The organism is Paraburkholderia fungorum, from assembly GCF_900099835.1.
Classification (GTDB): domain Bacteria; phylum Pseudomonadota; class Gammaproteobacteria; order Burkholderiales; family Burkholderiaceae; genus Paraburkholderia; species Paraburkholderia fungorum_A.
In genome coordinates, this window is the sequence record NZ_FNKP01000002.1 from 2,296,879 (window position 1) to 2,321,240 (window position 24,362).

General features: G+C 61.8%; 23 protein-coding genes. 5 read left to right on the forward strand and 18 right to left on the reverse strand.

Annotated elements, in window-relative coordinates; genetic code table 11:
• Positions 1 to 256: 256 nt before the first annotated feature.
• A complete protein-coding gene (locus BLS41_RS26165; RefSeq protein ID WP_074770128.1) occupies positions 257 to 682 on the reverse strand; it encodes a phasin family protein in 426 nt (141 codons plus the stop codon).
• Between the two features lie 349 nt (positions 683 to 1,031).
• Here BLS41_RS26165 and BLS41_RS26170 point away from each other — a divergent pair, with 349 nt between their 5' ends.
• Complete coding sequence (locus BLS41_RS26170; protein WP_074770130.1) at positions 1,032 to 1,484, forward strand: hypothetical protein; 453 nt, start codon at positions 1,032 to 1,034, stop codon at positions 1,482 to 1,484.
• Positions 1,485 to 1,838: 354 nt separating this feature from the next.
• On the opposite strand, the gene BLS41_RS39395 is transcribed toward BLS41_RS26170, so the two are convergent.
• Positions 1,839 to 1,979: a hypothetical protein gene (locus BLS41_RS39395; RefSeq protein ID WP_216350619.1), complete on the reverse strand. Its 141-nt coding sequence runs from the start codon at positions 1,977 to 1,979 to the stop codon at positions 1,839 to 1,841.
• A 255-nt stretch (positions 1,980 to 2,234) separates the two neighbouring features.
• Between BLS41_RS39395 and BLS41_RS26175 the strand changes: the two genes are divergently transcribed.
• A complete protein-coding gene (locus BLS41_RS26175; RefSeq protein WP_074770132.1) occupies positions 2,235 to 3,011 on the forward strand; it encodes a DUF4410 domain-containing protein in 777 nt (258 codons plus the stop codon).
• A 73-nt stretch (positions 3,012 to 3,084) separates the two neighbouring features.
• Here the strand turns inward: BLS41_RS26175 and BLS41_RS26180 are convergent, their stop codons facing one another.
• The 4 genes from BLS41_RS26180 to BLS41_RS26195 all read right to left on the reverse strand — a co-directional run bounded on the left by BLS41_RS26180 (position 3,085) and on the right by BLS41_RS26195 (position 6,379).
• Positions 3,085 to 3,762 carry a RibD family protein gene (locus BLS41_RS26180; protein ID WP_074770134.1) on the reverse strand — a complete coding sequence of 226 codons (678 nt, stop codon included), beginning with the start codon at positions 3,760 to 3,762 and terminating at the stop codon, positions 3,085 to 3,087.
• A 113-nt stretch (positions 3,763 to 3,875) separates the two neighbouring features.
• The gene (locus BLS41_RS26185) at positions 3,876 to 4,499 is read right to left on the reverse strand and encodes an RNA polymerase sigma factor (protein ID WP_083380082.1); all 624 of its coding nucleotides are present in this window, start codon (positions 4,497 to 4,499) and stop codon (positions 3,876 to 3,878) included.
• A 25-nt stretch (positions 4,500 to 4,524) separates the two neighbouring features.
• On the reverse strand, positions 4,525 to 5,562 hold the full coding sequence (locus tag BLS41_RS26190) for a MerR family transcriptional regulator (protein WP_074771189.1): 1,038 nt from the start codon (positions 5,560 to 5,562) through the stop codon (positions 4,525 to 4,527).
• Between the two features lie 385 nt (positions 5,563 to 5,947).
• Positions 5,948 to 6,379 carry a response regulator gene (locus tag BLS41_RS26195; protein WP_074770136.1) on the reverse strand — a complete coding sequence of 144 codons (432 nt, stop codon included), beginning with the start codon at positions 6,377 to 6,379 and terminating at the stop codon, positions 5,948 to 5,950.
• A 339-nt stretch (positions 6,380 to 6,718) separates the two neighbouring features.
• Here BLS41_RS26195 and BLS41_RS26200 point away from each other — a divergent pair, with 339 nt between their 5' ends.
• Positions 6,719 to 8,929 (forward strand): TonB-dependent receptor, encoded by a 2,211-nt coding sequence (locus BLS41_RS26200; protein ID WP_074770138.1) that lies wholly within the window; start codon positions 6,719 to 6,721, stop codon positions 8,927 to 8,929.
• Between the two features lie 263 nt (positions 8,930 to 9,192).
• On the opposite strand, the gene BLS41_RS26205 is transcribed toward BLS41_RS26200, so the two are convergent.
• The 7 genes from BLS41_RS26205 to BLS41_RS26235 form a co-directional block, all read right to left on the reverse strand.
• Complete coding sequence (locus BLS41_RS26205; RefSeq protein ID WP_366486738.1) at positions 9,193 to 10,878, reverse strand: PepSY-associated TM helix domain-containing protein; 1,686 nt, start codon at positions 10,876 to 10,878, stop codon at positions 9,193 to 9,195.
• 47 nt (positions 10,879 to 10,925) lie between these two features.
• On the reverse strand, positions 10,926 to 11,240 hold the full coding sequence (locus BLS41_RS26210) for a hypothetical protein (protein WP_074770142.1): 315 nt from the start codon (positions 11,238 to 11,240) through the stop codon (positions 10,926 to 10,928).
• Positions 11,237 to 11,515, reverse strand: coding sequence for a hypothetical protein (locus BLS41_RS26215; RefSeq protein ID WP_074770144.1), 279 nt, complete (start codon positions 11,513 to 11,515; stop codon positions 11,237 to 11,239). The genes BLS41_RS26210 and BLS41_RS26215 overlap by 4 nt, the downstream gene beginning before the upstream one ends.
• A 254-nt stretch (positions 11,516 to 11,769) precedes the next feature.
• Positions 11,770 to 12,924, reverse strand: a complete 1,155-nt coding sequence (locus tag BLS41_RS26220) for a porin (protein WP_074770146.1) — start codon at positions 12,922 to 12,924, stop codon at positions 11,770 to 11,772.
• A gap of 131 nt (positions 12,925 to 13,055) precedes the next feature.
• A complete protein-coding gene (locus tag BLS41_RS26225; RefSeq protein ID WP_074770148.1) occupies positions 13,056 to 13,901 on the reverse strand; it encodes an ABC transporter ATP-binding protein in 846 nt (281 codons plus the stop codon).
• A complete protein-coding gene (locus tag BLS41_RS26230; RefSeq protein ID WP_429251915.1) occupies positions 13,898 to 14,941 on the reverse strand; it encodes a FecCD family ABC transporter permease in 1,044 nt (347 codons plus the stop codon). The genes BLS41_RS26225 and BLS41_RS26230 overlap by 4 nt, the downstream gene beginning before the upstream one ends.
• A 38-nt stretch (positions 14,942 to 14,979) precedes the next feature.
• The gene (locus tag BLS41_RS26235) at positions 14,980 to 16,200 is read right to left on the reverse strand and encodes an ABC transporter substrate-binding protein (protein ID WP_074770152.1); all 1,221 of its coding nucleotides are present in this window, start codon (positions 16,198 to 16,200) and stop codon (positions 14,980 to 14,982) included.
• Between the two features lie 194 nt (positions 16,201 to 16,394).
• Between BLS41_RS26235 and BLS41_RS26240 the strand changes: the two genes are divergently transcribed.
• Together BLS41_RS26240 and BLS41_RS26245 are read left to right on the forward strand one after the other, a co-directional pair.
• Entirely contained in the window at positions 16,395 to 17,108 is a 714-nt protein-coding gene (locus tag BLS41_RS26240) for a response regulator (protein WP_074771190.1), read from the forward strand.
• Positions 17,109 to 17,121: 13 nt separating this feature from the next.
• Positions 17,122 to 18,540, forward strand: coding sequence for an ATP-binding protein (locus BLS41_RS26245; protein WP_083380140.1), 1,419 nt, complete (start codon positions 17,122 to 17,124; stop codon positions 18,538 to 18,540).
• A gap of 18 nt (positions 18,541 to 18,558) precedes the next feature.
• Here BLS41_RS26245 and BLS41_RS26250 read toward each other — a convergent pair whose 3' ends face one another.
• The 5 genes from BLS41_RS26250 to BLS41_RS26270 all read right to left on the reverse strand — a co-directional run bounded on the left by BLS41_RS26250 (position 18,559) and on the right by BLS41_RS26270 (position 24,342).
• Positions 18,559 to 19,002, reverse strand: coding sequence for a DUF3331 domain-containing protein (locus BLS41_RS26250; RefSeq protein WP_074770154.1), 444 nt, complete (start codon positions 19,000 to 19,002; stop codon positions 18,559 to 18,561).
• Between the two features lie 44 nt (positions 19,003 to 19,046).
• The gene (locus BLS41_RS26255) at positions 19,047 to 20,036 is read right to left on the reverse strand and encodes an MBL fold metallo-hydrolase (protein WP_083380084.1); all 990 of its coding nucleotides are present in this window, start codon (positions 20,034 to 20,036) and stop codon (positions 19,047 to 19,049) included.
• A 78-nt stretch (positions 20,037 to 20,114) separates the two neighbouring features.
• Entirely contained in the window at positions 20,115 to 21,842 is a 1,728-nt protein-coding gene (locus tag BLS41_RS26260) for an FAD-dependent oxidoreductase (protein WP_074770156.1), read from the reverse strand.
• A gap of 57 nt (positions 21,843 to 21,899) precedes the next feature.
• Positions 21,900 to 23,384 carry an alginate export family protein gene (locus BLS41_RS26265; protein ID WP_074771193.1) on the reverse strand — a complete coding sequence of 495 codons (1,485 nt, stop codon included), beginning with the start codon at positions 23,382 to 23,384 and terminating at the stop codon, positions 21,900 to 21,902.
• A gap of 7 nt (positions 23,385 to 23,391) precedes the next feature.
• On the reverse strand, positions 23,392 to 24,342 hold the full coding sequence (locus BLS41_RS26270; protein WP_074770158.1) for a glyoxalase: 951 nt from the start codon (positions 24,340 to 24,342) through the stop codon (positions 23,392 to 23,394).
• Positions 24,343 to 24,362 lie beyond the last annotated feature (20 nt).

Below are 24,362 nucleotides of genomic sequence, written 5' to 3' on the forward strand. Positions count from 1 at the left end.
ATCAGAAATAATTCCATCCGTCCCGCATAAGTTGCAATTTGTAAATATATATTTAAAAGATAGGCCGAAAACACGGTTTTCCTCTGACAATACGCGGCATTCAAAAGGGTTTTGTGTGAAGAGAAACTAGCCCCATGAGCATCTCTTTCTACACGCAAAAAAATGCCGCGAATGACCTGGCGGTCATTCGCGGCTGGCATCTTTTTGTAACGACACTCGCCGTGCTCGAATCACCGATTCGAGCACGGCAGGCGCACTACTTCTTCTGCTGCTGCAAAAGCGATTTCAGCTCCTGCACATTCTCTTCTACGCGTTTTGCGATCACCGCATACGACTCCGCCTGCGTCTGATACGCCGCTTGCGCGAGTTGCTGCATGTCGGCGAGCGACTTGTGCAGGCTTTGCTGAATCAACTCCGCCGTTTTCGTCGAAGGCGATGCGCCGCCGGCCGACAACTGCCCGGTGAGCGACTGCAATTCGCCGAGCGTCGAGCGCAACATGTCGGCCTGCTTCTGCGCGAGCGACTGCATGCCCTGAAAAGCCGTCTGATTCGCCTGAACCAGCGCTTCCATGTCCTTGCGTCGCGCTTCCATGATGGCGGGTACGTCGAAGCCGGGGAGCTTGAACTGCTCCAGCATTTTGGTGAAATCGCCAAACGGATTGGCGGCGTCAGGTCGGTCCATGCGAAATCCTCCTTAACGGTTAAATACTCGCTGCCCGTACATCGTCGTGACATGTTTCTGTGACGTACACGTGGCCGCGACGTGTGCCGCGCGACCCGCAAAGCCTTGCCGGTTCTGGGGTCGGACGGCACATCGGGTCAATCATGCGCTATCCGGAATTATTGCGCCAGCGGACTCTCCCTGGCTCGCCCGCGTCATTGCGCCGGGCCGGTCCGCGCAAGATGCGGCACATGCAAGGCTTGGTAAGTTACATAACGGCTTCAGTAACCCTACGAATCCGCAGGTCGTCTATCGTTGCTCATGTGTTGGCGCACTGTGGCGCCGACGTTGTCCCGAAGGGAGCGACATCATGAAAAAAGCAATTTTCGGCGCGGCAGTAGCCGCCTTTCTGAGCATGGCCGCGACGGCCGCATTCGCGCAGGATGCGTCCGCGCCTCCTGCTCCGCCTCAAATGCACGGCGGTCCCGAACACGGCGACGGCCCGCATGAACAACATGGTCCGATGGGTCCGATGATGGGACCGCGCGGCCCCGGTTTTGCGGTCATCAACGATCTGGAACAACTGCGCCGCCTGTACGCAATGAGCGGACATGAAGGCGAGATCATCGCGGTATATCACGACGTGTTGAGCAAAACGCAGGACCCGATGCTGCGTCACTACGTCTACGATTCGCTGGCTCGCGAGCAGCTGAAGCCGGCCAATCCCGAACAGGCGATTGCCACGCTGCGTACCAGTCTCGCCGAAGACCTGACGGCGGCGAACAAGCCGCCTCATGGCGCGCCGCCGGCTCAGCCTCAGTAAGCAAAAAAGCGCTGTACAGAAGAGGTGCGCCGTTCGTGCGCGCCTCTCTCGCTTCAGTTGCAAGCGCTCGTTGTGACGACGCTCGACCGCATCAAAATCCCCACCCGATGCGCGCCCTTTTTCCCCTGCAACCTCTCGCTGTTCAGTCCTTCTTTTCCGTTTTGCGAAACAGGAAACGGCAATTCCGATCCAACAACCGTTTGATCTGAAGCGCCCCGCCGACTCGCGCGAAGAACATTGGGTTAATGCGTTAGCTGCCCCACACTACCGATTACTGGCGACTTTTCATCTTCGTTCAGCTGGCTAGGATAAGAGCACTGCAACGTGAGTGCCTGGTGAAGAATGCGCTATCCGCTAAATCTGATCGTCGCTGCCGTGCTGCTTGTTTTTGTCCTTGGATGCATCGTCAAGCTCGCATTGAACTGATCGTCGAACCCGCTCGCCAACCTCCTCCCGATTCACGACCGCATCCAGCGCCTGGCTGAAGGCGGTCAATCCAAACTCCCCTGTTTTCGCCTTTACGTCCGTTCGTTTTTCGTCGCGACATCGCGCGAAATAATTGTTGAATGGAGTTCGGCAAGCGGCTCGCCCATACTTCGTTTCGCTGCCGGTGCGCGAGAAACAACGCGCATGAGATCAAGAGTGCTTCACGTGCGAATCGCTTCGCCGATGATCAACGATCCTACGGTTGCCCGATCATCGGCGAGTGCGTTCGAACTACCGGCATTGCGTGCCGAGCCAGGAATGACCATGTTTAATTCAGTGAATTTCATCAGAAAAAATGCCGCACGTTTTGTTGGCGTGACGATGGTTTGTTGCAGCGCGCTGCTCACCGGTTGCGCCGGCAGCGCGATCACGAATGCGAGCACGGCAAGTTCGGCGAGTGTGCAAGCACCCGTGCGCCCCGACACCATTTACGTCTACACGTTCGACGCCAATCCCGATCAGGTGAAACTTGACGGTGGCATGTTGCAGAAACTGAAAACGCAACTCGAAGGTTCTTCTGCCGCGCAAAAACAGGTCGCCGATGCGGACCAGGTGCGTGAACAGGTCGCGAACGAAATCGTGAACCAGTTGCAGTCGATGGGCCTGCAAGCGATTCGCTCGGACGTCCCCGCTCCCGCCGATCAGAACGTGCTGCTGGTGCAAGGCAGCTTCGACACGATCGACTCTGGCAATCGCCGTCGCCGCATGTTGATCGGCCTCGGCGCGGGCAAGAGCCAGGTCAGCAGTTCCGTGCAGATTCTGTACAAACCGGCGGGCGGCGCAGCGCGTCTGGTGCAAAGCTTCACCGCCGATGCCGACAGCGGCAAGGCGCCCGGCATGGTGGAGACCGCGGGCGTGGGTGCCGCAGCGGGTGTTGTCGCGACATCGGCGGCAGTGGGTGGCAGCTTGCACGCCGTATCGGAAACGAAACGCGCGGGGGTGTCGGCGGATGCAAAACGTCTCGGCGATGCCGTCGCGAAACAGATCGCGCAGATTGGCGTCGCCGGTGGATGGCTTTCTACCTCACGTATGAAGGGCTGATCGCGGCGAATCGCATCACACACAAGCGCGCGTTGGGCAATGCAGCACTCGCCCAGGCGCGCTTCATTCAATTTCAAGCCTTCGTATAGCGCAGCCACACAGCATCGTGTTGCTGCTTCTCGACCGAGGTCAGCTTCAGATAAGCGGGTTTCTGCCACTTCTCCATCGCCACCTCGAACGACGATGGATGCTCGCTTCGACCATCCACCAACGGCACGATCAGCACGCTGACTTCGTCGACGAGACCGGCGTTCACGAACGCACCGCTCACATGCGCGCCGCCCTCGACAATCAGCTTCTTCACGCCGAGTTCGCTGGCCAGCGTTTGCACCACCTTGCCGAGATCGATCTCGCTCTTGCCGCCGAACACGTAAGACACGCCGATCGATTGCAGGTACGCGAGGAAGTCGTCGGGAACCTGCTCGGTCAGCACTTCGATCACATGCGATTTCAGCGCCGTGTTGCTCTTCCACGCGACACGTCCCTGCGGATCGATCGAAATCGCGTATTGCGACGCGTCGCGTTCAACGAAATGATCGGTGCGCGGAATCGCGCATTTTGCGAGGCCCCTGGGATAATCGGTGCCGTGCGAAATCTCCTGCATCGTCACGCGACCGCAGATCCAGCCATCGGCTTCGAAGGTGGCGGCGGTGGTTTCGTAGAGATCGCTGGCGAAGTCGAGGTTCCAGCCGTCAGTCAGACTGCGACCGTCGAGCGAGGACATCATGTGAGCGATGATATAGGGTTTCATGCGGGAGCCTCCGTGTAAGGTCGACGCGCGGGTTTGCGCGCAAGTCGATGAAAAGACCTTGCAGCAAGGGCTGTTCCGCGATCGACCGGCTACCCGGAAGCACAGCGTTTAACTCAGTACGACCCGCCATGATGCGGCGCGGGCCGTGCGTCGATCATCACGCGCAACGATTCGAGCCCACGACTGATCCAGCTTTTGACGGTGCCGATCGGCGCATCGAGCGCGTAGGCGATTTCCGATTGCGATTGCCCCCGAAAATACGCGAGCGCAATCGCCTGCCGCTGAACCGGCGTCAGACGGCCGAGATAGAGCGACAGCCGTTCGGCGTCCACGGAAAACTGCAGCGCAAAATCGTCGTCGGGATCGACCGGTGCGAGGTGCTCGTCGATATCTTCGACATAGAAACCGGAATACGCGTTGCGCCGCAAATAATCGAGCGCCTGATTCTTGACGATGGCCGACATCCACGTAGACGGCGACGACATCGCGCAATCGTACGTGCCGGCAAAGCGCCAGATTTTGATAAAGCCATCCTGCACCACTTCTTCCGCAGATTCGGTGGTGCGCGTCACCCGCAACGCGAGCCCGAACAGCGATTTCGCGGAGACGCGGTACAACGCCTCGAACGCGCCCGCATCGTGCTTCGCGACGCGCCTGAGCAGCGCCGCGAGATACGCGTTCTTTTCCTGCAGCCCGAGCGCGCCCGCGGCCGCATCCTGCGAAGCATCATGTTGCATGGCGCCTCCTGTGCGACGGTGCGTGCTACTCGTGAGCGTCGTGAGCGGACTGCGGCGGCTGCGGTTCGGCGAACCCGAACCAGCCTTCTTCGCGCGCGACCCGTTCGAGCGCGGCTTCGACCATCGCGCAGGCCCGATTGCTGACGTCGCCGAGGTAGCGATGCAGCGCGGCGTCCTGAGCGGAGCGCGATGTGCATGTGTCGCTATAGCGTTCGAACGCCGACAGCTTCATCACCAGTTCTACGAGGTGGCGCGGACATTCGCATGCAATCGTCGACGAGCGGGTTGCCATGGATTCGAGTTCGCTGTCTTCGTAACGGCGGCCGACGCGCGACCACACGACGTCGTCGCCACTACGTTCCTGAAGATGGACGCGCTCGCACAGGTCGGCCAGCATCTGGCGGAATTCGGTGCGGCTTTCCGCCTCGCGATGCAGACGCACACCCGCCGCGCGCAATATTTCCGCTGCCGGGCCGGTGCCGAAGCCGTAGACCACGGCGATCGCCTTCGCGCGAACCACGCCGCCGAGCGCGATGATCTGCGTGGCCACGTCTTCCTGCAGCGAGTCGACGCTCACCAGCAGCGCGTCGAGCGCCCCCGGGCGTTCGCCGTTGTCGTTTGCGGCGGTGGCTTCAGCGAGATCGTCAAAGGTGGTCAGCGTGGTTACGCCGTATTGCTGCAAGTCGACACCCGCACTTTGCAGATGCTGCGCAAGCTGACTACCGACGAAGGCCATGCGGATTTCGCCCGGCACGCCGTGGTCCACGTGCGCAGAAGCGCCGTCACCCGGATTACGCGATGCGAGCATTTGCAACTGTTCACGGTCGAGCCGCGCAATCGCGCCGATTGCGTGACCCCGGTTGACCAGCAATTTGATCAACGTGAGTCGCCGGACGTCGTCTTCCGAATACAGACGCTGACCTGATGCGGTCTTGGCCGGCCCGACCACTCCGTAACGACGCTCCCAGATGCGCAGAGTCGTGACCGGCATTTTTGCCAGACGGGCTGCTTCGCCGCTTCGGTAGCTGTGCTTATCGGAATTACGCTCGATATTTGAAGTCATGATGAAACGTCCCATAATTCGTTTTTCGATTCAAGAATACGCGAATTAGCGGTCTTTTGAAACGTTTTATCGATTCAATATCGATATTGAAACGGGGTTTTGATGCACCGGTGTTTCGAAGGCTGTTCTGCTTAAGACGCGCAGGCGCAGCCAGCCGGGATGGTCGCGCGGAGCAAGAGACCGCGCGGTCAGATTGGGCTACCTGGAGGGCTTTAGATTTCGTAACGCCGCCGCGAGGAGTGGCGAGCAAATGAAGGTCAGGCGGCCGAGCGCGTTGCGTCCGCAATCTCAAAATCGCCACCGAAAGCGATTCAGCGAAACAATTACGAGTCATGACGAAACGCATTACGAGACACAGCGACCACACTCATATCAAAACAATTTTTTAACCCCGCCAGAGATTCCGCATCAACGCCAGCAACGCAGTCGGCGCCGTGCCTTTTTGACAATAACCATCGAAATTGTGGCGCGCCTTACCGGTCTCCTTGACGTGATCCTCGTCGAGCGACGTAAACGCGACGATCCCCAGACTGGGCGTCGGCAGATAACTGCGTAGCGCACTCGCGGTTTCGTAACCGTCGCGCTCCGGCATCATGATGTCGAGCACCACCACGTCGGGCACCCAGTCTTTCACGCAGCGCAGCGCCGCCGCGCAGCCATTGGCCGAGCGGGCCTCCACGCCTTCATAGGACAGATAGGTGGCGAGCGCCTCGGCCGCACCCGCGTTGTCGTCGACGACAAGAACGCGCGGCACTTCGTGTAACAACCGGACCTCGCGGGCGCTCCATCTTTTGCAGGTAGACGGTGTTCGGGACATGCAGGCAACTCGCGATCAAAAAACGTCTGTTGCAACCAGCAAACCACGTGCCAACTTGTCTTCCCCGCAGGCCCCGACACGCTCTCCGCCCACCAGCGCAGCGCACCGGAAGCGCTTCCAGACTAGCCATGTTGCATAGCCGCAACATAAGCGACGTCAACGTTATTTTCAATAATAATGATTCGCATTTGCACTATAATTCTCGCCGACCACGAGTTGTAAGCGTGTACAGAATCGCGCGAAAGCCGTGCCAGTACGCGTAAGCAGCCAGAAAAATGCCGCCCGGATTCCACACGCGCCCCGGGACGGAAGATCGACGACCACCCAAATTTCCACTTCATGTCAGCTTCACGTTTGCACGAACCGCAGGTTGCGCCTGCCAAAACGGCCGCCAGCCGCGCCGCTATCCTCGCCGCCATCGCAGTCGCGTTCAGCATGCCGGCAGTGGCATTTGCCCAGTCGACCGACACGACTTCCGCTCCTAACAGCACGTTGCCCGCCGTCAAGGTTCAGGCTGCTAAAGACACGCTCCCCGGCGATCTGTCGCGTGCGCTGCCAGGTGGACAGGTTGCGAGTGGCGCGCAAATCGGCGTGTTGGGTCAGCAGAAGCTGATTGACGTGCCGTTCTCGGTCACAAGCTATACATCCAAGCTTATTCAGGACCAGCAGGCGCACACGATTGCCGACATCGTCGCCAATGACCCTGCCGTCCGCACTGCGTTGGGTTACGGCAACTTCGCCGAGACTTACATCATTCGTGGCTTCGAAGTCTATTCGGACGACATCGGCCTTAACGGCATGTACGGCCTGACACCGCGCCAGATGCTCAACACGGGCGCAATCGAACGTGTCGACGTCTTCAAGGGCGCCAACGCTTTCGTCAACGGCGCAGCGCCCGGCGGTTCGAACGTCGGGGGAAGCATCAACGTTCAGACGAAGGTGGCTGACGACAAGCCGCTGACTCAGGTCACGGTCGAGGGCAGCGCATCCGGCGAGCTTGGCACGCATGTGGACGTGGGTCGCCGCTTCGGCTCGAATGACCAGTTCGGCATTCGCGTCAATCAAACCGTCGAAGGCGGCGACACGGCCGTGGACCGCGAAAGCCGCAACGATCAGCAGACCGCCATTTCGCTCGACTACCGCGGCGACAAGCTGCGTCTGTATGCCGACTTCCTTTATCAGAAGGAGCACATCACAGAAGGCCGGCCTGGCGTCTTCGTGACGGGTGACGAGGTCCCGTCCACCCCCTCCGCGAGCTATAACTACGCGCAGCCGTGGACCTACTCGACGATGGAAGACACCGTCGGCATGCTGCGTGGCGAATACGACATCGCCCCGAACTGGACCTTTTACGCAGGCCTTGGCACGCGCCACACCACTGAAAATGGTGACTACTCGACGGTGGCCTACGACGAAGGCAGCGCGCTCGGCTATCGCATGGGCACGATTCACAAGGAGTACTCGCTGGCGGCGCAAACCGGCGTGCGCGGCAAGTTCGACACGGGTCCGGTCACGCACGCCGTGAACTTCGGCTGGCAGATCAATCGTCTCGCGGCATATAACGCGTACAACTTCTCCGATTTCGGCGCCGAGTTCCCGACCAGCCTGTACAACACGCCGATGGTTCCGCGTCCGGAAACCGCATCGGGCGCGGGCGATTTCGCGGACCCGGGACTGACCAGCACGACGCTGATGCGCAGCTTCGTCGTGTCGGACACGATGGGCTTCTTCGGCAACCGCTTCCTGTTCACAGTGGGCGCGCGTCATCAGAACATCGTCCAGAACGGTTACGACTACGGCACCGAAGTACAGAACGCAGCGTACAACCAGTCGGCCACCACGCCGATTCTCGGCGCGGTCTACAAGATCCAGCCGAATCTGTCGGTCTACGCGAACCGCAGCGAAAGTCTCGTGCAGGGCGGCACCGCGCCGAGCACCGCGATCAACGTCGGCGCGATCACGTCGCCGTTCCGCGCGAAGCAATATGAAGCCGGTATCAAGTACGACGCCAATCATTTCGGCGGAGCCTTCGCGATCTACCAGATCAAGCAGCAGGTTGCTTACACGGACAGCGCGACGGGCATCTACGGCGCCAACGGCGAGCAGCGTCATCGCGGCATCGAGTTTTCGATGTACGGCGAACCGCTCAAGGGCTTGCGCCTGATCGGCGGTGTGTCGTATATCAACGCGACGCTGCAGGACACGGACGGCGGCACGGAAAACGGCAATCGCCCGATCGGCGTACCGGCATGGACGTTCAATGCCAACGTCGAGTACGACATTCCCCACGTCAACGGTCTGACGCTGATGGGACGCGCGCTCTGGACGAGCACGCAATATCTCGATCAGGCAAACACCCAGCAGGTGCCGTCGTGGACGCGCTTTGATGTCGGTGCGCGCTACCAGACCAGCGTGTTCAAACACAACACCAGTTTCAAGGTCATGGTGACCAACCTCGCCAACCGATCGTACTGGTCGTCGGCCCTGGGCGGCTATCTGACGCAGGCTGAGCCTCGTACGGCCTGGTTCTCGGTCACGACGGACTTCTGATGCAATTGATGCCAGGGGGCAGCATTGCCCCCTGGCATCAGCCGCGTACCGTACCTGAACATCGGTCCACGGTTCGCGGTTTCAGCCCGAACCAAAGGCTTTAGTTTTGTTCGCGTGAAGACCGGGTCCGGTCCGCGCATTGTTTCTTTTCTGTGCTTTCACGAATCGCGCAATGAGTTGCGAGTCACTCGCGTCGCTCACGTTCGTATGATTCGACCGCCGGCCCAAACGTCGAGCAGTCACAGCAGTCTGCCGAATATCGCTCACCGCCCTTGGCGCGTTTCAAGAGCTTCCTGCACGTCGCTTCTCTCCGCCTCATCCAGCACTGCGCCCCTCCCCCGCACCGACCACACACTATCCCCCCGACCCTCCCCAACCCGCTGCCGCGTCTTCCACCCCATCCACGCGAAACACAGCGCGCCGATTGCCGCGCCGAGATCGACACCAAGCGGCCCGGCATTCGCGGAAAACCATAATCCGCTCGACGGCGCCAGCGCACCGATCACGCTCAGCAGAGGAATCGCCGCCGTCGAAACAGTCGCCAGCGCGAGCAATTCCACCGAGCCGCGCGCCGCGCCGCGCACCATCGCCCAGACGATCGCGGCGATGAACGTCGTGTAGTAAATCCACACATGCCACGCGTGCAGCGTGTCCACGCGTCCGGCGAGCAGCTTGCCCGCCGCCAGCGTCAGCGAGATTCCGCAGATGCAGCCGAGCGCCACGCCCACGGTCAGCGAGGCCATCACGAACGTCGCGCGACGCTGCGTGACCGGCACGCCGTCGCGCCGCATCGCCTTGCGCCGGCTTTCGATCCACAACAGGTTGCCCGAGTAGAACAGGAACGCGCCCGCGAGCCCGAGCGCGAAATAGCCCCATTGCACCGGCGCGCCGCCATAGGTGCCGAAATGCAGCGCGTAAAACGCGCTCGTCGCCGACGACCAGTTCGTGCCGCCGCCTCCGTCGGGCAGGAATTGCGCATTCAGGAACTTGCCGCTGAACGGGTCCATCAGCGCAAAGCCGCCGTCGCGCGCAAGAAAACGCGCATCGTCTCCCGCGACGAACACGGTTGCGCCCGCCTCGCCCGCGCGGCGATAACGCAGCGCCGTGGGTTCGAAACGCGGCGCGCGTTCACGCACGCGGGCGAGCAGTTGCGCCGGCGGCAGCATCGACGGAGCGGGTTCGGACGCGGCATGCGTCGCGACCGGCGCCTTCGCGAAGTACGGGTTTTGCGCGACCATCATCGGCTGGAGTGCGCCTTCGTAGATCAGCTTGTCCTGCACGTCAAAGATATAGTCGCTCAGCCCGAACGCGACCACCGAGAGCGCCATCACCAGATGAAACGGCAGGCTCAGAATGCCGACCGCGTTGTGCGCGTCGAGCCACATCCGCTTCAGATTTTTGCCGATGCGCAGCGCGAACAGATCCTTCACCAGCGTCGGCAGCAGCACGATCACGCCGGACACCAGCGCCAGCCCGTACAGCAGCGACACCACGCCCATCACGCCGACGCCGACGTTGTAGCCGCCCGGCACGCCGCCCGTCATGTGGATGAGGTCGATAAAACTCGCCGCGTCGGATGGACGGCTGGGTGTCGTCTGCAATTGCCCCTGGTCGTCGAGCCACGCATCCTGGCGTTGCCCGGACGCGGACTGCCACGACATCCGCACACGCCCGCCGTCGACGAGCGCCAGCGTGAACAGCTTGCGCGCGGCCGGATACGCGTTGAGCGTGCGGTCGATCAGAACATCCGCGCGATCGAGCGGCACCGACGGCGCGGCACTGACGGCGGGCGGCGTCGTCCAGTCGGTCAGCGAATCCTTGAACATCGTGATCGCGCCTGCGTAGAACGCGATGAAAAGCAGCAGGCCGGCAACGATGCCGGTCCACGTATGAACGGTCTTATAAACGCGGAGAATATCGCTGCGCATGCTGAACGGAAGGTGAGACAAGCGGCGCGCCGCTCGAAGAATGGAGGGCTAAAGCACGAAAAAAACGTTCAGAGCGGCACGCGCTGAACGAGCAGAACCAGCGCAAACGCGACCAGGTTGGCTAACCCGAGCCAGCCGAACGCGCGCGCGCCGCTGCGAAACATGAACGAGGCGGAAGCGAGCGCAATCCACAGCGGCGGCACGAGCCACATGGCGACGTGAAATTTGCTCGCCGCAGTCAGGCCGCCCGGCGACAGACGCACGAACAGCGCACTCGCCGCCAGCGCCAGCCCAAAGCCGCCGATCACACCGGCGACGAATTTCATCATCAGATCGCGTTCGATCGATCCTGCCGCGCGGCGGGAAGTGGATGCGCGCGTCATGATGCGGCGCGCTTTGAACGGCTGCGGTCGATCAGCGCGCCGATGAACGGCGCAGCGGTCAGACACGCCATCAGCACGGTCACGACGACCGACAGCGACGTCGCCGGTTGCAACGCGCGAGCCGCGCAAACCAGCGATATCGCGACGCACACTAGCGCGGCCAGACGTGCGGACCTGGCGGGCCACGGCGCGCGCAGCCAGCGCTGCGCGGGCGAGCTGACGTACAACAGCAAAGCGCCGGCAAAAGCCGGCGCGACGATCAAAACAGTGCCCATGATTCAACGAAACGCGTGCGTGGCGGCGAAGCCATATTAATGAGAATGATTATCATACACGCAAGCGAGTCGTTCGGCTGAGTGGCCGATGGGCGTGGGACCGCCTAACCTGGGCTCATTCGCGGTTAAACCCGCGTCGATCCGGTTCTGGAAGTACAACGTTTACAAACCGTGGCGCAGTCTCCCAACACCACGGCGACCGGCAACAGCGGCCCGAACCGGCACCGCCATCCCTATCAGCAACATCAAAAGCATCAGAAGCGGTGACGCATCCCCGCTGCCACCACCACCTGCTGATTGGTCGACGACGCGGTTTGTCCGCTGACATCGGCGGTCAGGCCCGAGCCATCCGCGCTGATGTGCTGGTAGCTGCCTTGCAGATACACGTCGGTCCGCTTGGACAACGAGTAGTCGGCCATCAGCGACACCTCATGCCACTTCGGATGATGCGCGCCGGTATCCGTCGACATCGCGCCCGACGTGTACGTGTACTCGCCCTGCAGGCTCAACGCGGAAGTCAGTGCATAGCTCGCGTTCGCTTCGTAGTTGTTGAAGCTCATGCCCTGCCCGTTCGCCGCGATACCCAGGCTGTTCGCACCATTGATCGTATCGAGGCCGCCGAGTTGCGTACGCGTCCACACGAAACCGAGCGTCGCCGCGCCGATCGTGTAGTTCGCGCCCGCGCCGAAGGTGCGCTGACGCGCCGCGATGAAGGTCCGGTCGGTCAGCGTGATCGCGCCGCTGGTGTTGGTCGTGCTGCCGCCGTTGTTCGCCTGCAGATAACCCGCGCCGAGGCTCAACGGGCCGTTGTTATACGACGCACCGAAGCTGTACAGACGGTTGTCCGAGAAACCGCCCGCTTCGTTCGAGAAGCCGTACAACGAGCCGAAATGCAGGCCGTGATAGTCGTTGCTCGCAAACTTCACCGAGTTGTTCACGCGGAACGAGTTGTTCAGGTTGTCGTTGTCGAACGGATGCGCGGACAGGTTGTTGCCGCCAGGATGGTGCCCTGTGAAGCTCAGCGGTGCGAGATAGTCCACCACCGAGTCATACTGCCGGCCGAGCGTGATCGTGCCGAAGCGGTCGTTCGTCAAACCCGCGTACGCCTGATAGCCGAACATCCGGCCGCCCTGGCGCAGCGTACCGTTCATCACGCTGAAGCCGCTTTCGAGCTGGAAAATCGCGGCGGTGCCGCCACCCAGATCTTCACGTCCACGAAAGCCCCAGTGACTGCCCGTCACCGTGCCGCTGCCCGCCTGCACGTTGCTGCTACCGCCCTGGTTATTCGTGTACGACAGCCCCGCATCGATAATCCCGTACAGCGTCACGCTCGACTGCGCATGCGCCGCCGTCGCGAAACTCGCGGCATACCCCGCCGCGCATGCGGCAATCACAAGAACCTTCTTCATCTTTTTCCTGGTCTGTTAATCGTCTATGAGATCGAGATTGCAGTTCGCGCGCGAACACGCAGCGCCCTGTTTAAAGGGCGCCACGAGAAGCACGGCAAACGGCTTGAGAAGTGGGCTGGCTGGCCGCGTGGTTATGGGCTGACGGCGCCCATGCGGTTGGCGATGCCCGTGCGATCGGCGAGACCGTCGATCAGCACTTGATGGTGTCCGCGCGAGCACGGCTCGATTCGCGCGAGAACACCGAAAACGCGTGCGAGGCTCGCCGCCGTGACGACGTCTTGCGGCGGCCCGAAATGCACGATATGTCCGTCATGCAGCAGCATCGCGCGGTCGCACGCACGCATCGCGACGTTGATGTCGTGCAGCACGACGACCGTCACGATGCCGCGCTCGCGTGTAACCTCGCGCAGCACCTGCATCACGTGAAACTGATGGTTCAGATCGAGCGCCGACAGCGGCTCGTCCAGCAGCAGCACTTGCGGGTCGCGGATCAAGGCCTGGGCGATGCCGACCAGCTGTCGCTGTCCGCCGGACAATTCGTCGAGCGAACGGGCGGCGAGTGCTTCGATGCCGAGGCGTTGCAGCACCGCGTGCGCTTTTGCGGCGTATTCGCCATTGCTTGCATGCTGTCTGCCACGTGCCTGAAGTGACCCGTCCCGCGTCGCGCGAGCGGCCACCAGCACCGACTCCAGCACCTGCAGACGCACGCCCGCAGGCAGCGCTTGCGGCAGGTACACGACGCTATGCGAACGCGCGCTGACGGCCGACAGCGCGAGCGTCTCGCCATCGAGCGACAACGACCCGCCGTTCGCCTTCGTGAGACCGGCCAGCGTGCGCAACAACGTCGACTTGCCGCTGCCGTTCGGGCCGAGCAACGCGGTGATCTGTCCGCGCGGCAACGGGCCGGCATCGAGCGAAACGAGGACCGGGCGCTTGCCGTAATTCACGCTCAGATCGTGGATGTGCAGGCCGCTCAATTGAGTTGCCCCTGCGAACGCACGACGATGCCGAGAAACAGCGGAATGCCGACCAGCGCCGTGACGATGCCGACCGGAATCAGCACGCCTGGAATGATCAGCTTCGATGCAATCGACGCGAGCGACAACATCAGTGCGCCGATCAGCGCACTGCCCGGCAGGTAGAAGCGATGATCTTCGCCGAACAGCGTACGCGCGATATGCGGCGCGATCAGCCCGACAAAACCAATCGTGCCGACGAACGACACCGCCAGCGCCGACAAAACCGACACGCGCAGCAAGGTGCCGAGGCGCAAACGGCGCACGTCAATCCCGAAGCTCGCCGCGCGGTCTTCGCCGAGGCGCAGCGCGGTGAGCGTCCACGCGTTGCGCATCGACAGCGGCAGCGCGATCGCGAGCGCCGCGCTCAATACGCCGATCTTGGTCCAGTCGGCGCGCGCCAGCGAACCGAGCGTCCAGAACACGAGACCCTGCAAAGCATCGGCGGACGCGATGAACTGCATCAGCTCGACCAGTGCATGAAACGCGAACACCAGCGCAATGCCCATCAACACGACGCCCGCCGTGCTCATGCCGCGCCAGCGCGCGACGCCGTCCAGCACCAATGCCGACAGCAACGCGAACACGAATGCGTTAGCCGACACGATCCACGTTTGCGACACGCCGGGAATCGCGATGTCGAGCACGATCGCCAGCGACGCGCCGAATGCAGCCGCCGCCGACACGCCCAGCGTATAAGGACTCGCGAGCGGATTGTTGAGGATGGTCTGCATTTCCGCGCCCGACAGCCCCAGCGACGCACCGACGATCAGCGCCATCACCGCGTACGGCAAGCGGATCTGCCACACGATCACGCTGGTCGCGGGATCGGCGGAACCTCGCTCGAACACCGTGCGCAACAGCGTCGCGACAGGCAGCCCCGAAGGCCCGGAGCGCAGATCGAACAGCAGCGAGCCGAGGATCAACAGGGCCACCACCAGCAGCCACACGACGCGCCGCTGCACGAGCCGCCGGTAATCGCGGACTACGGCGCCGTGCATCGACGCGGAAGGTTCAAGCGTGGACATCGGCGAATCTCTTAGCGTGCGGCCAGCGGAGCGGCTTTGGCCGGGCTGTCGACCCAGTACGCGCCATCAGGCGGCACTGCGAGGAAGCGGCGGTACAACTCGGTTTGCGTCGCGTGCACGTCGAGGTCCTTGAACTGCTGCGGATAGAACCACTTCGCGAACGCTTCGATTGCGACGATGTTGTACGGCGAGTCGTAATAGTTGTGCGAGATGCCATGCACGCGGCCGTCGTGGATCGCCTTGATCGTGTCGAAGCCCGGACGCGACACCAGCGTGCCGAGGCTCGCGCGCGCATCGGCGTCGCTCGTCAGCGCGCCCACGCGCAGCGACGCGAGACCCGGCTTCGTGCGGCTGCCCGTTGCGACGTACACGTCCGGTTGCGACGCGATCACCTGTTCCATGCTGATGTCGCCGAGCACGCCGGGCACGAGGCCCGCAGCGATATTGCGGCCACCCGCCGCGGTGATGAACTCGCCGAAATTGCCGTTGCCCGCGGTGTGGCAGCAGCCCGCATCCCACACGCCCGCGAGCAGATCGACGAACACCTTCGGACGTTGCGACTGCGGCACCGCGTTCACAACGCTCTCCACCCGCGCCAGATGCTGCTGATAGAACTGCGCGTACGCATCGGCCTCTTTCTCGCGATGCATCACCGCGCCGAGCAGCTTGATGCTCGGAATGGTGTTCTGCATCGGATGCAGACGGAAGTCGACGAACACCACCGTCGTGCCGGTCGCTTCCAGTTGCTTGACCAGTGCGCTATAACGGCTCGGACCGTGGCCGGCGAGGCTGAAAATCGCCAGGTCCGGCTTCAGGCTCAGCGCTTTTTCGTCGCTGATGCTGTCTTCGGTCGCCTTGCCGATCAGCGGAATCTGTTTGATGCCGGGGAATTCTTCCGCGTACGCGTTGAAGGTCTGCGGGTCCATCGCCGGCAGATCGCCCTGCCAGCCGACAATGCGCGCGAGCGGCTGCTTGCCTTCGAGCAGCGCAGTCGCCATCAGCAGACGGCTTTCGCCCAGCAGGATGCGGTGCGGATTCGCGGGAATCCTGACGGTGCGGCCCGCCAGATCGGTGACGGCGCCTGCTGCGGACGCAGCGGCCGTCGTATCCGTGGCGGTCGCGGCGAACGCGTCGGCCCCGGCGAAACCGAGCGTGAACACCGCGCAAACCGCGACGGCGCTTGCCAGCCGGGCAAAAGCGGGCCGGCTCGAAGATGTCTTAAAAATCGACATGATATAGTTAGTTAATGAGAATGATTGGCATTTGGCGTCACTTTAGCCGCGCAATGTAATGGCGATGTGTTGAAAACACGCTGTTTTGTAATGGAATGTGTTGGAGCGGCCTGGCCGCGTCCGACGCCCTGCTGCCCCGCCTGGAAACACCACCCGGCACCGGGCACCAGGGGCAAAAAAACAAGAGCCTGAAGATGGACCACATATTGATCGTCGATGACGATCCCAACATCCGCCAACTGCTGCGCGACTATCTGCGCGAGATGGGTTATGACGCGAGCACGGCGGGCAACGGCGCCGAAATGACGCGGATCATCGGTTCGTCGCAAGTGGATCTGGTCGTGCTCGATCTGATGCTCGACGGCGAAGACGGACTCGATATCACCCGCGAATTGCGGCGCGAACACAGCGTGCCGATCATTATCCTGAGCGCGCGCGGCGGGCTGCTCGACCGCATTCTCGGACTCGAAATGGGCGCGGACGATTACCTGCCCAAGCCGTTCGATCCGCGTGAACTGGTCGCCAAGATCAAGGCCGTGCTCAAGCGCACGCGCGCCATGCCCGTCACGCCGCGCGCGGACGCGAGCACCTATGTCAGCTTTGCCGGATGGCGGCTCGATACGCGTATGAAGCAGATGCTGTCGCCCGATGGCGTGATCGTGTCGCTCGGCGGCTCCGATTACCGGACGCTGCGCACGCTGCTCGATCATCCGAACCGGCCGCTGTCGCGCGAGTTTCTGCTCGACCAGGTCTTCGGCAAGGAACGCACGCCACTCGACCGTTCAATCGATGTGTGCGTCAGCCGGTTGCGTCAGCATCTGAAAGATCAGGCGCGGCAGGCGGCGCTGATCCGCACCGTGCGCAACGAGGGCTACATGCTGGTCGCCGATGTCGGTTATGAAGCGTGAAGCGCGCTCTGTGATGAAACTGCGCCTGTGGCCCGACACGCTTTACGGACGGCTCGTGCTGATTCTGGTGGTCGGCATGTTCGGCGGCCAGTTGTTCACCAGCACGATCTGGTTCGAGACGCACGACAACCGCACGCTGGAAATTCCCGCGCGACTCTTCGCCAGCCGTCTCGCGGACACAGTGCGGCTGCTGCAGCACGCACCCGACGACGCCATGCGCCACACAATCATCGATCAGCTTGGCGATGCGCGCTACCGGCTACGCCCGATCGACACACCCGCCGATCTGCCCGACGCGCCGGACAGCGGTTCGGTCGCGCGGCACACGGTGAGCAATCTGGTGTCTGGCGTGATCGCGCGGCGGCTCGGCGAACCGGTCGAGGTACGCCTGCTCGACGCGCATCTGCGTGACGAATCCGGCCACCATAAGGGCATTTTCAGCTTGTTCGATTCGCGTATGCCAACCGGCGATTTTCACGTTCAGCTAAAAGTACCGGACGGTCCCTGGCTCGATGTCGAGGCCAATGAAGGACAGGCGGGTATGCAGACGCAGCCGTGGTCGCTGGTGCTCGACTATCTGGTGCGAATCTATTTCGTCCGACTGACCGCCGTCTTCCTGATCGCGCTCGTCGCGGTGCGTTTCGCCGTGCGGCCGTTGAAACAGCTTGCAAAAGCCGCCGAGGCTTTAGGCCGGAATATCTACCGTTCGCCGTTGCCCGTAGTGGGGCCGCTCGAAGTGCGCACCGCCGCGCAGTCGTTCAACCGGATGCAGGAACAGTTGACCGAAGGCATCGCCGCACGCACGCGTTTTCTGACCGCCGTATCGCACGATTTGCGGTCGCCGCTGACGCGCCTGCGTCTGCGCGCGGAGATGCTGCCCGATCCCGAATGGCGCGAGCGCCTGCGCGGCGACCTCGACGAAATGGAAGCGATGGTGCGCGCGACGCTGCACGCCGTGCAAGGCGCGGAGATTACCGAAGCGCGTCACGACATCGATCTCGCGTCGATGCTCGACAGCCTCGCCGAAGATGCACGCGAGGCCGGGCACTCGGTGACGGTCGAAGGAAAGGTATTGAAGCCGTTTCCGGGGTATCCACGCAATCTGAAGCGATGTCTGCAAAATCTCGTCGACAACGCGATCCGTTATGGTGGAGACGCGGCGATAAAGGTGAGCGATATAGGCCAAGTCGTGACGATTGTTATCAGCGACAACGGTCCCGGTATTGCTGACGAAGCGATGCTCGAACGGGTTTTCGAAGCTTATTTCAGGCTCGAAACGACGCACGCGGAACAGGCGCACGCACAGACCGGCACCGGACTCGGCCTGACGATTGCACGAAGCATCGCCGCCGCGCATGGCGGCACGCTGATCCTGCGAAACCGCCCGGGTGGTGGTCTCGATGCGGTATTGACACTTCAGCGCGACAGCTAGACGCGCGGCCTTGCAAACTCACGTCAATGCAGGCACCCGCTCAACCAGTGAAGCGAGAATCATCGCATTGGCATTCGCGGGCACGACACTGCGCGTGCGCGGCTTATAGACGAAATCGTGCCGGCGGATCGTCGTGCCGCTCAACGCGCAACGGCCACCGCTGCGCGCGCGGCAACTGATCCAGATCTGATCGTCATAGCGGCAACGCGTGGCATCGCGCCATCGAACGGACACCGACGTATCCGACAAACGTTCGATCACGTTCACCTGTACGTGCGGCGACAGAACGTACGGCCGTTTGCAGTCCGCGCGCGGCTCCAGGTACCGCGCACCCTCGCCCGCGTTGCCGAAGCCGCCCACTAGCGCGTCGATCACGTGACTCCACACGGCAACCCCGCTCGCGTGAAATGCGGCGGGCGCAGCCGGTGCAATCTGAGTAATCGCGATCCTGTCTGTATCCATTTATCGTTTCCTCCAAATCATGAGAGGACTGGCATGCGCAGGAATCATCGACCTGGCGCGGATTCGTAGTTGACCGGCACCCAGTCGTACGTGCGGCCGTTTTTCCGGATGTGCCCCAGGCCCGGAAACGCGATATGCGCGGCGCCCACCAGATAGTGTTTATCCGCCGCGAGTTGAAGCGCGTAACGGCGCGAACGTTGCGCGGATGCCGCGTCGGTGTCGTATTCGACCGATGCCTTCGGGTTCTGCAACTGGATCGCCGCAACGTGGACGATATCGCCCCAGACCAGCAGATCCTGCTTGCCGCTGTCGATCAGATAAGCGACGTGCCCCGGCGTATGGCCCGGCACTGGAATCACGCGAATGCCAGGTTCGAGTTCGAATTCGCTATCGGCGTTGAACGGTTTAAAGCGTCCAGCAGCGACATAAGGCGCAACCGACGCAATCGCCGAATCGAAAAAAGTACTCAGGAACGCAGGCGCTTTGATCTTGTTCGCCGGATTCAGCCAGTAGTCTGCCTCGGTCTGACTCGTGCGCACTACCGCATTCGGAAAGACCATCGCGCCATTCGAGATCACACCGCCGACATGATCTTTATGCAGATGCGTCAGCAGTACTTCATCGACCTGTTCGGGTTGATAACCCGCTGCGCGCAGATTCGCGAGCAGTCGTCCGCAGCAATCGCCGTACAGCACGCCTGCACCGCTGTCGATCAGCACGAGCTTCGAACCGGTATTGATCAGAAACGCGTTGATCGACCCCTGCACGGGCGCCTGAAGAAAGTCGCGCTGAAGATCGCGGGCGATTTCAGCTTTCGGCACGTCCTGAACCACCGTGTCGATGGGAAACGGATGCGTGCCATCGCTTAACGCAGTGACTTCGACATCGCCGAGCATCACGCGATAAAAACCCGGTGCCTGGGTTTTGACCTGCGGAGCCGCAGCCGATGCAAGCTCGGGTAAAAACGCCGCGCCGCAGAATACCGCTGCAATCAGGCACGCGCTCCACCGTACAGACCATTTCTGGCGATTCATGACTGACTTTCTCCCGGCACCCTGATTTCCGTCGAACAAGCATAACGGCGGCGACCAGCAGCCGTTATTAATCTTCTATTAATTGTCCTGAACCGGCGTCGCCATTCGACTCAGGTACGCATGAATCTGGCTGACAACAGCCGCGCCATCGCCCACTGCCGACGCCACGCGCTTGGCCGATTCCGAGCGCACATCACCGACCGCGAACATGCCGGGCAAACTGGTCTCAAGCGGGAAACGCACACCGGTATCGGGCGATTCATGCGCGCTTCTGGCGAAACCGGTCACGACAAAGCCGCGATTATCGAGTTCGACGCCGCTCGGACTCAGCCAGTCCGTCTTCGGATCCGCGCCGATAAAGAGGAACAGGTGCCGCGATTCCAGCACTTCCACTTCGCTTTCATCTTCATGACGTACGTGGATTTGCGTGAGCCCCGCATCGTCGCCGTCGAGTTCTAGCAGGCTACAACCCGTGCAAAGCGTGACATTAGGCAACGAGCCGATCCGGTCGATCAGATACTTGGACATGCTCGCGTTCAGATCCTTGCCGCGAATCAGCATGCGGATACTGCGCGCGAAGTTGGCAAGAAACACCACCGCCTGGCCCGCGGAATTGCCGCCGCCCACCAGAACAATGTCTTGCCCTTTCACCAGTTTCGCTTCGATCGTGGATGCCCAATAGTAGGTGCCGCGCCCTTCGTAACGCTCGAAGCCGGGCACAGTCGGCTTGCGATACGCCGCGCCGCTCGCAATCACGACCGTGCGCGCGTTCACGCGTTGTCCATCGAGTAGCGTCAGCGCGAACGCATTGTTCTGTCTTTTGACTTCGGTCACCTTGCCGGGAATCGCCAGATGCGCGCCGAATTTCAACGCCTGCTGGAACGCGCGCGCGGCCAATGCGTGGCCTGAAATTCCCGTGGGAAAGCCGAGATAGTTCTCGATTCTCGAACTCGCCCCCGCCTGGCCACCCGGCGCACGCTGATCGAATACGGCGACCGACAACCCTTCAGTCGCGGCATAGACAGATGCGGCGAGCCCTGCCGGCCCCGCACCGATAATCGCGACGTCGTACACATGCGAAGGCTCGAAGGTCGGCACGAGCCCCAGGCACGAAGCCAGTTGCACTTCGTCAGGCGCGCGCAGCACATTGCCGTTCGGGCAGAACACCAGTGGAAAATCGTCTGGGCCGGCCGTCATGCCGCTTAAAAGCGTGATCGCTTCCGGGTCGTTGCGTGCGTCGATGACCGTCGCCGGATAAGCATTGCGGCGCAAGAAACCTTGCAAGCTGACCAGTCGCGCATCGTCGCCATTGCCGACGATGATCGGGCCGAGCCCCTGTTCAATCAGACCGAGCCGCCGCAAGATCAACGCGCGCATGATGTGCTCGCCGAGTTGCGCATCGGCGACGATCAACGCCCTGAGCTTGTCCGGCTCGATCACCAGCGTCTCGACATCGGTCAACGCAATACCGTCGATCAACGCGGGCTTGCCCGACAGTTGCGCCATCTCGGCCATGAAGTGGCCGTCTTCATGTTCGGTGACGAGCGTGGACCGGCCGAAACTATCGCGCGAATAGATGCGAACGCGCCCGCGCAACAGGACAAACAGCCCTATCGCGACACGTCCGGTTTCGAAAATCAACTCGCCTTCGTTGAACGACATCGGCCGCGCAAAACGACGCACGCTTTGAATCTCCGCCGCCGACAAGCGTGGAAACATCTGATGCTGGCGATATTCCAGCGACGAAAAAGGCAGTTCGAGTTCGGACGGTGCAAACGCGTCAGAAGACAAATCCGGGGTGCTCATAGTGTCGACCTCGTGTCGCCCATCGCGCTCGCCATGGGCTCATCTGTAAAGCTATTGCTACCAGCTGAATTTCAATTCGGCGCCGACGTAGTCGGCATTTTTTGCGCCCACGTCGCGCAGCGAAGGTCCCACCTGGAAATGCACGGCTTCGAGCGCAGCGGCGAGATTCGCATTGATCGCGTAATCGGCCCGAAGTTGCGTGTAGAACCCGGTCCAGCGATTACCCGTTCCCGCCGTGCCCGGCACGACCGACGACCCTTGCCCATACACTGCATCCGCCGTCGTCTCACGCCATTGCAGACCCACGCCTGCCAGCAAGGTCAGCTTGCTGCTCGGCTTGACGATCAGCGACGGCTTGACGTGAATCACGTTCGTGTAGCCGGTATAACCCGCCAACGCAAAGTAATAGCCGTTCGGGAACAGCGGATTGAATGTGCCGATCCTGCCATCGCCGGGATGAGTGTCACCGGAAGCCGCGTCGACCTGGAGACCGAAACGCGGTGTCCACGGCACGCTCGCCAGCGTGTAGCCGGCCAGCGATCCCACCGCCCACGCGCCGATCGTTTTGCTACCGACATGTCCTGACTGATACATCGCTTCCACATCCCAGTCGATGTGGTTCACGTTGCCCGCGTAACGCGCGTCGAAAACATCGCGGTGCTCATTGCCGGTCGCATCGAGAAACTTCGCGTTGCTGCGGTTATATCGCGAGTAATACGCCGACAGGTCGCCCGGCCCCACACTCTTGCGCTCGACGCGTACGCCGCTGAACGTCAGATCGCGATTCGAAACGTCGTCGAAATCGGACTGGTCGCGGTATTGAACCGGCTGCGTGGCATAAGCGATCCAACGCCATGGACCCGTTTCATAGTCGGCCCAGATCGCGTCGAAAGCCTGACGGACATTCGGGCCGTCGCGCACCGATACGAAACGCTGCAAGTCGAATGCCATCTCCTGGCGGCCCACGCGGAACTTGAATTCGCCCGGCCCGAGCGGCTCGGTAATCGCGACAAACGCCTGGCGCAAATCGAGTGGATTCCTGTCGACCGGCGTGACGTTGTCCTTGCCGAACGGCCGCGCGTCTTCGAATTGCGTGAAGATCTGCACATGCGAGTTGAGATGCACGTCCGCGTGAACTTCGAGACGTTGCAGCACGTACGTGTCGTCGCGTCCCGAGCCGAGGCCGAACAGCGGTGCGTCGTTCATTTCAAGCCGCTCGCGAAGCACCATCCCGAGCGAGATATACGCGTCGGGATTACCGAATAGCGGAATGTACTTCAGCGAGTCGAATGGGCGCTTCGGCACGCACGGGTTCGCCAGTGCCGACCAGTTCTCCTGCCAGCGATTGAACATCACCGTGGGACGCGCGCACGATTTGTCCGACGCAGCGGCTGCACTCGCGGTGGTGGCCGCGCTGCCTGTCGTGGTGTCGTCGGCGCTGCCCACGGCCATATCTGCCGCCGAGGCGGGCAGCGCCGCCGCCAGCCCCGAGCTGATCAGCAGCACGCGGACCGCGTGCAGCGGCCCGCGCTTTTTTCTCATGACGGCATTACTGGCCATCGTGAACTTCAGCAATATAGCCACCCGGGAATTCGAGCATTGCCGTCTTGCCCGACGCGCTGCCGTACGCCGGATACAGCACCTTCGCGCCCGCCGCTTGCGCCTTGTCCAGCGTCTGTGCAACGTCCGCGACTGCGTAGCCGGTCGTTTCGCGTCCGAACGGGAACGGCAGCTTGCCGTCCGTGACGAACACCACCATCTTGCCGAAGCCCGAATCGATACGAATCTCGCGCACAGTCTCGCCCGGACGACCGATCACACCAGCGTCTGCATGCGCGTTGTCCGACACAACCTTGCCGTGCGAGAAGTGCAGCCAGCGACGCACGAAGTTCTTCGCCTCATAGCGCGACACATACACGCGGTTATCCGGCACGCTTTGCAACGGCGCATAGTTCGGCGCCTTCGTGTGCCAGTAGAGTTGCATCGTCAGACCGCCCGGCCATTGAATGATCGCGTCCTTGCCGATGGGATCGTCGAACGAATCGACCAGCACGTCGGCGCCCGACGCACGTGCCGCTTTCAACGCCTGATCGATATTGGTGACGAGATAGCCGGTGCGCTCATTACCGAACGGATACGGCACCGGCGTTTCGAAGCCGAATACCGACAGCATGCCGACCGGCGTCTGCACATATTGCGATGCGGTTTTGCTCGGCGTCGGCGTGACCGTAAATACTGCGCGCGGCGACGCCTTGCCGCCAAACGTCGCGAGAAAGCTGCTGACGAACGCGTCCAGATCAGCGGAAGCAACATACACGTGCGTGGTGTCGTATTGCGGACCAACCGCCACATTCGGCTGTTGCGCGGCCATTGCGCTCGACGCATTCGCGACGTCGCGCGAATCCGCATCGGCAAATGCGGAGGAGAACGGCGCGAGGCCAATGACGAGAGCGGCCGACAGAACGCTAACGGAACGGAGTCGATAAAGCGATTTGAGCATTGAATTACCCAGTAGTGTTG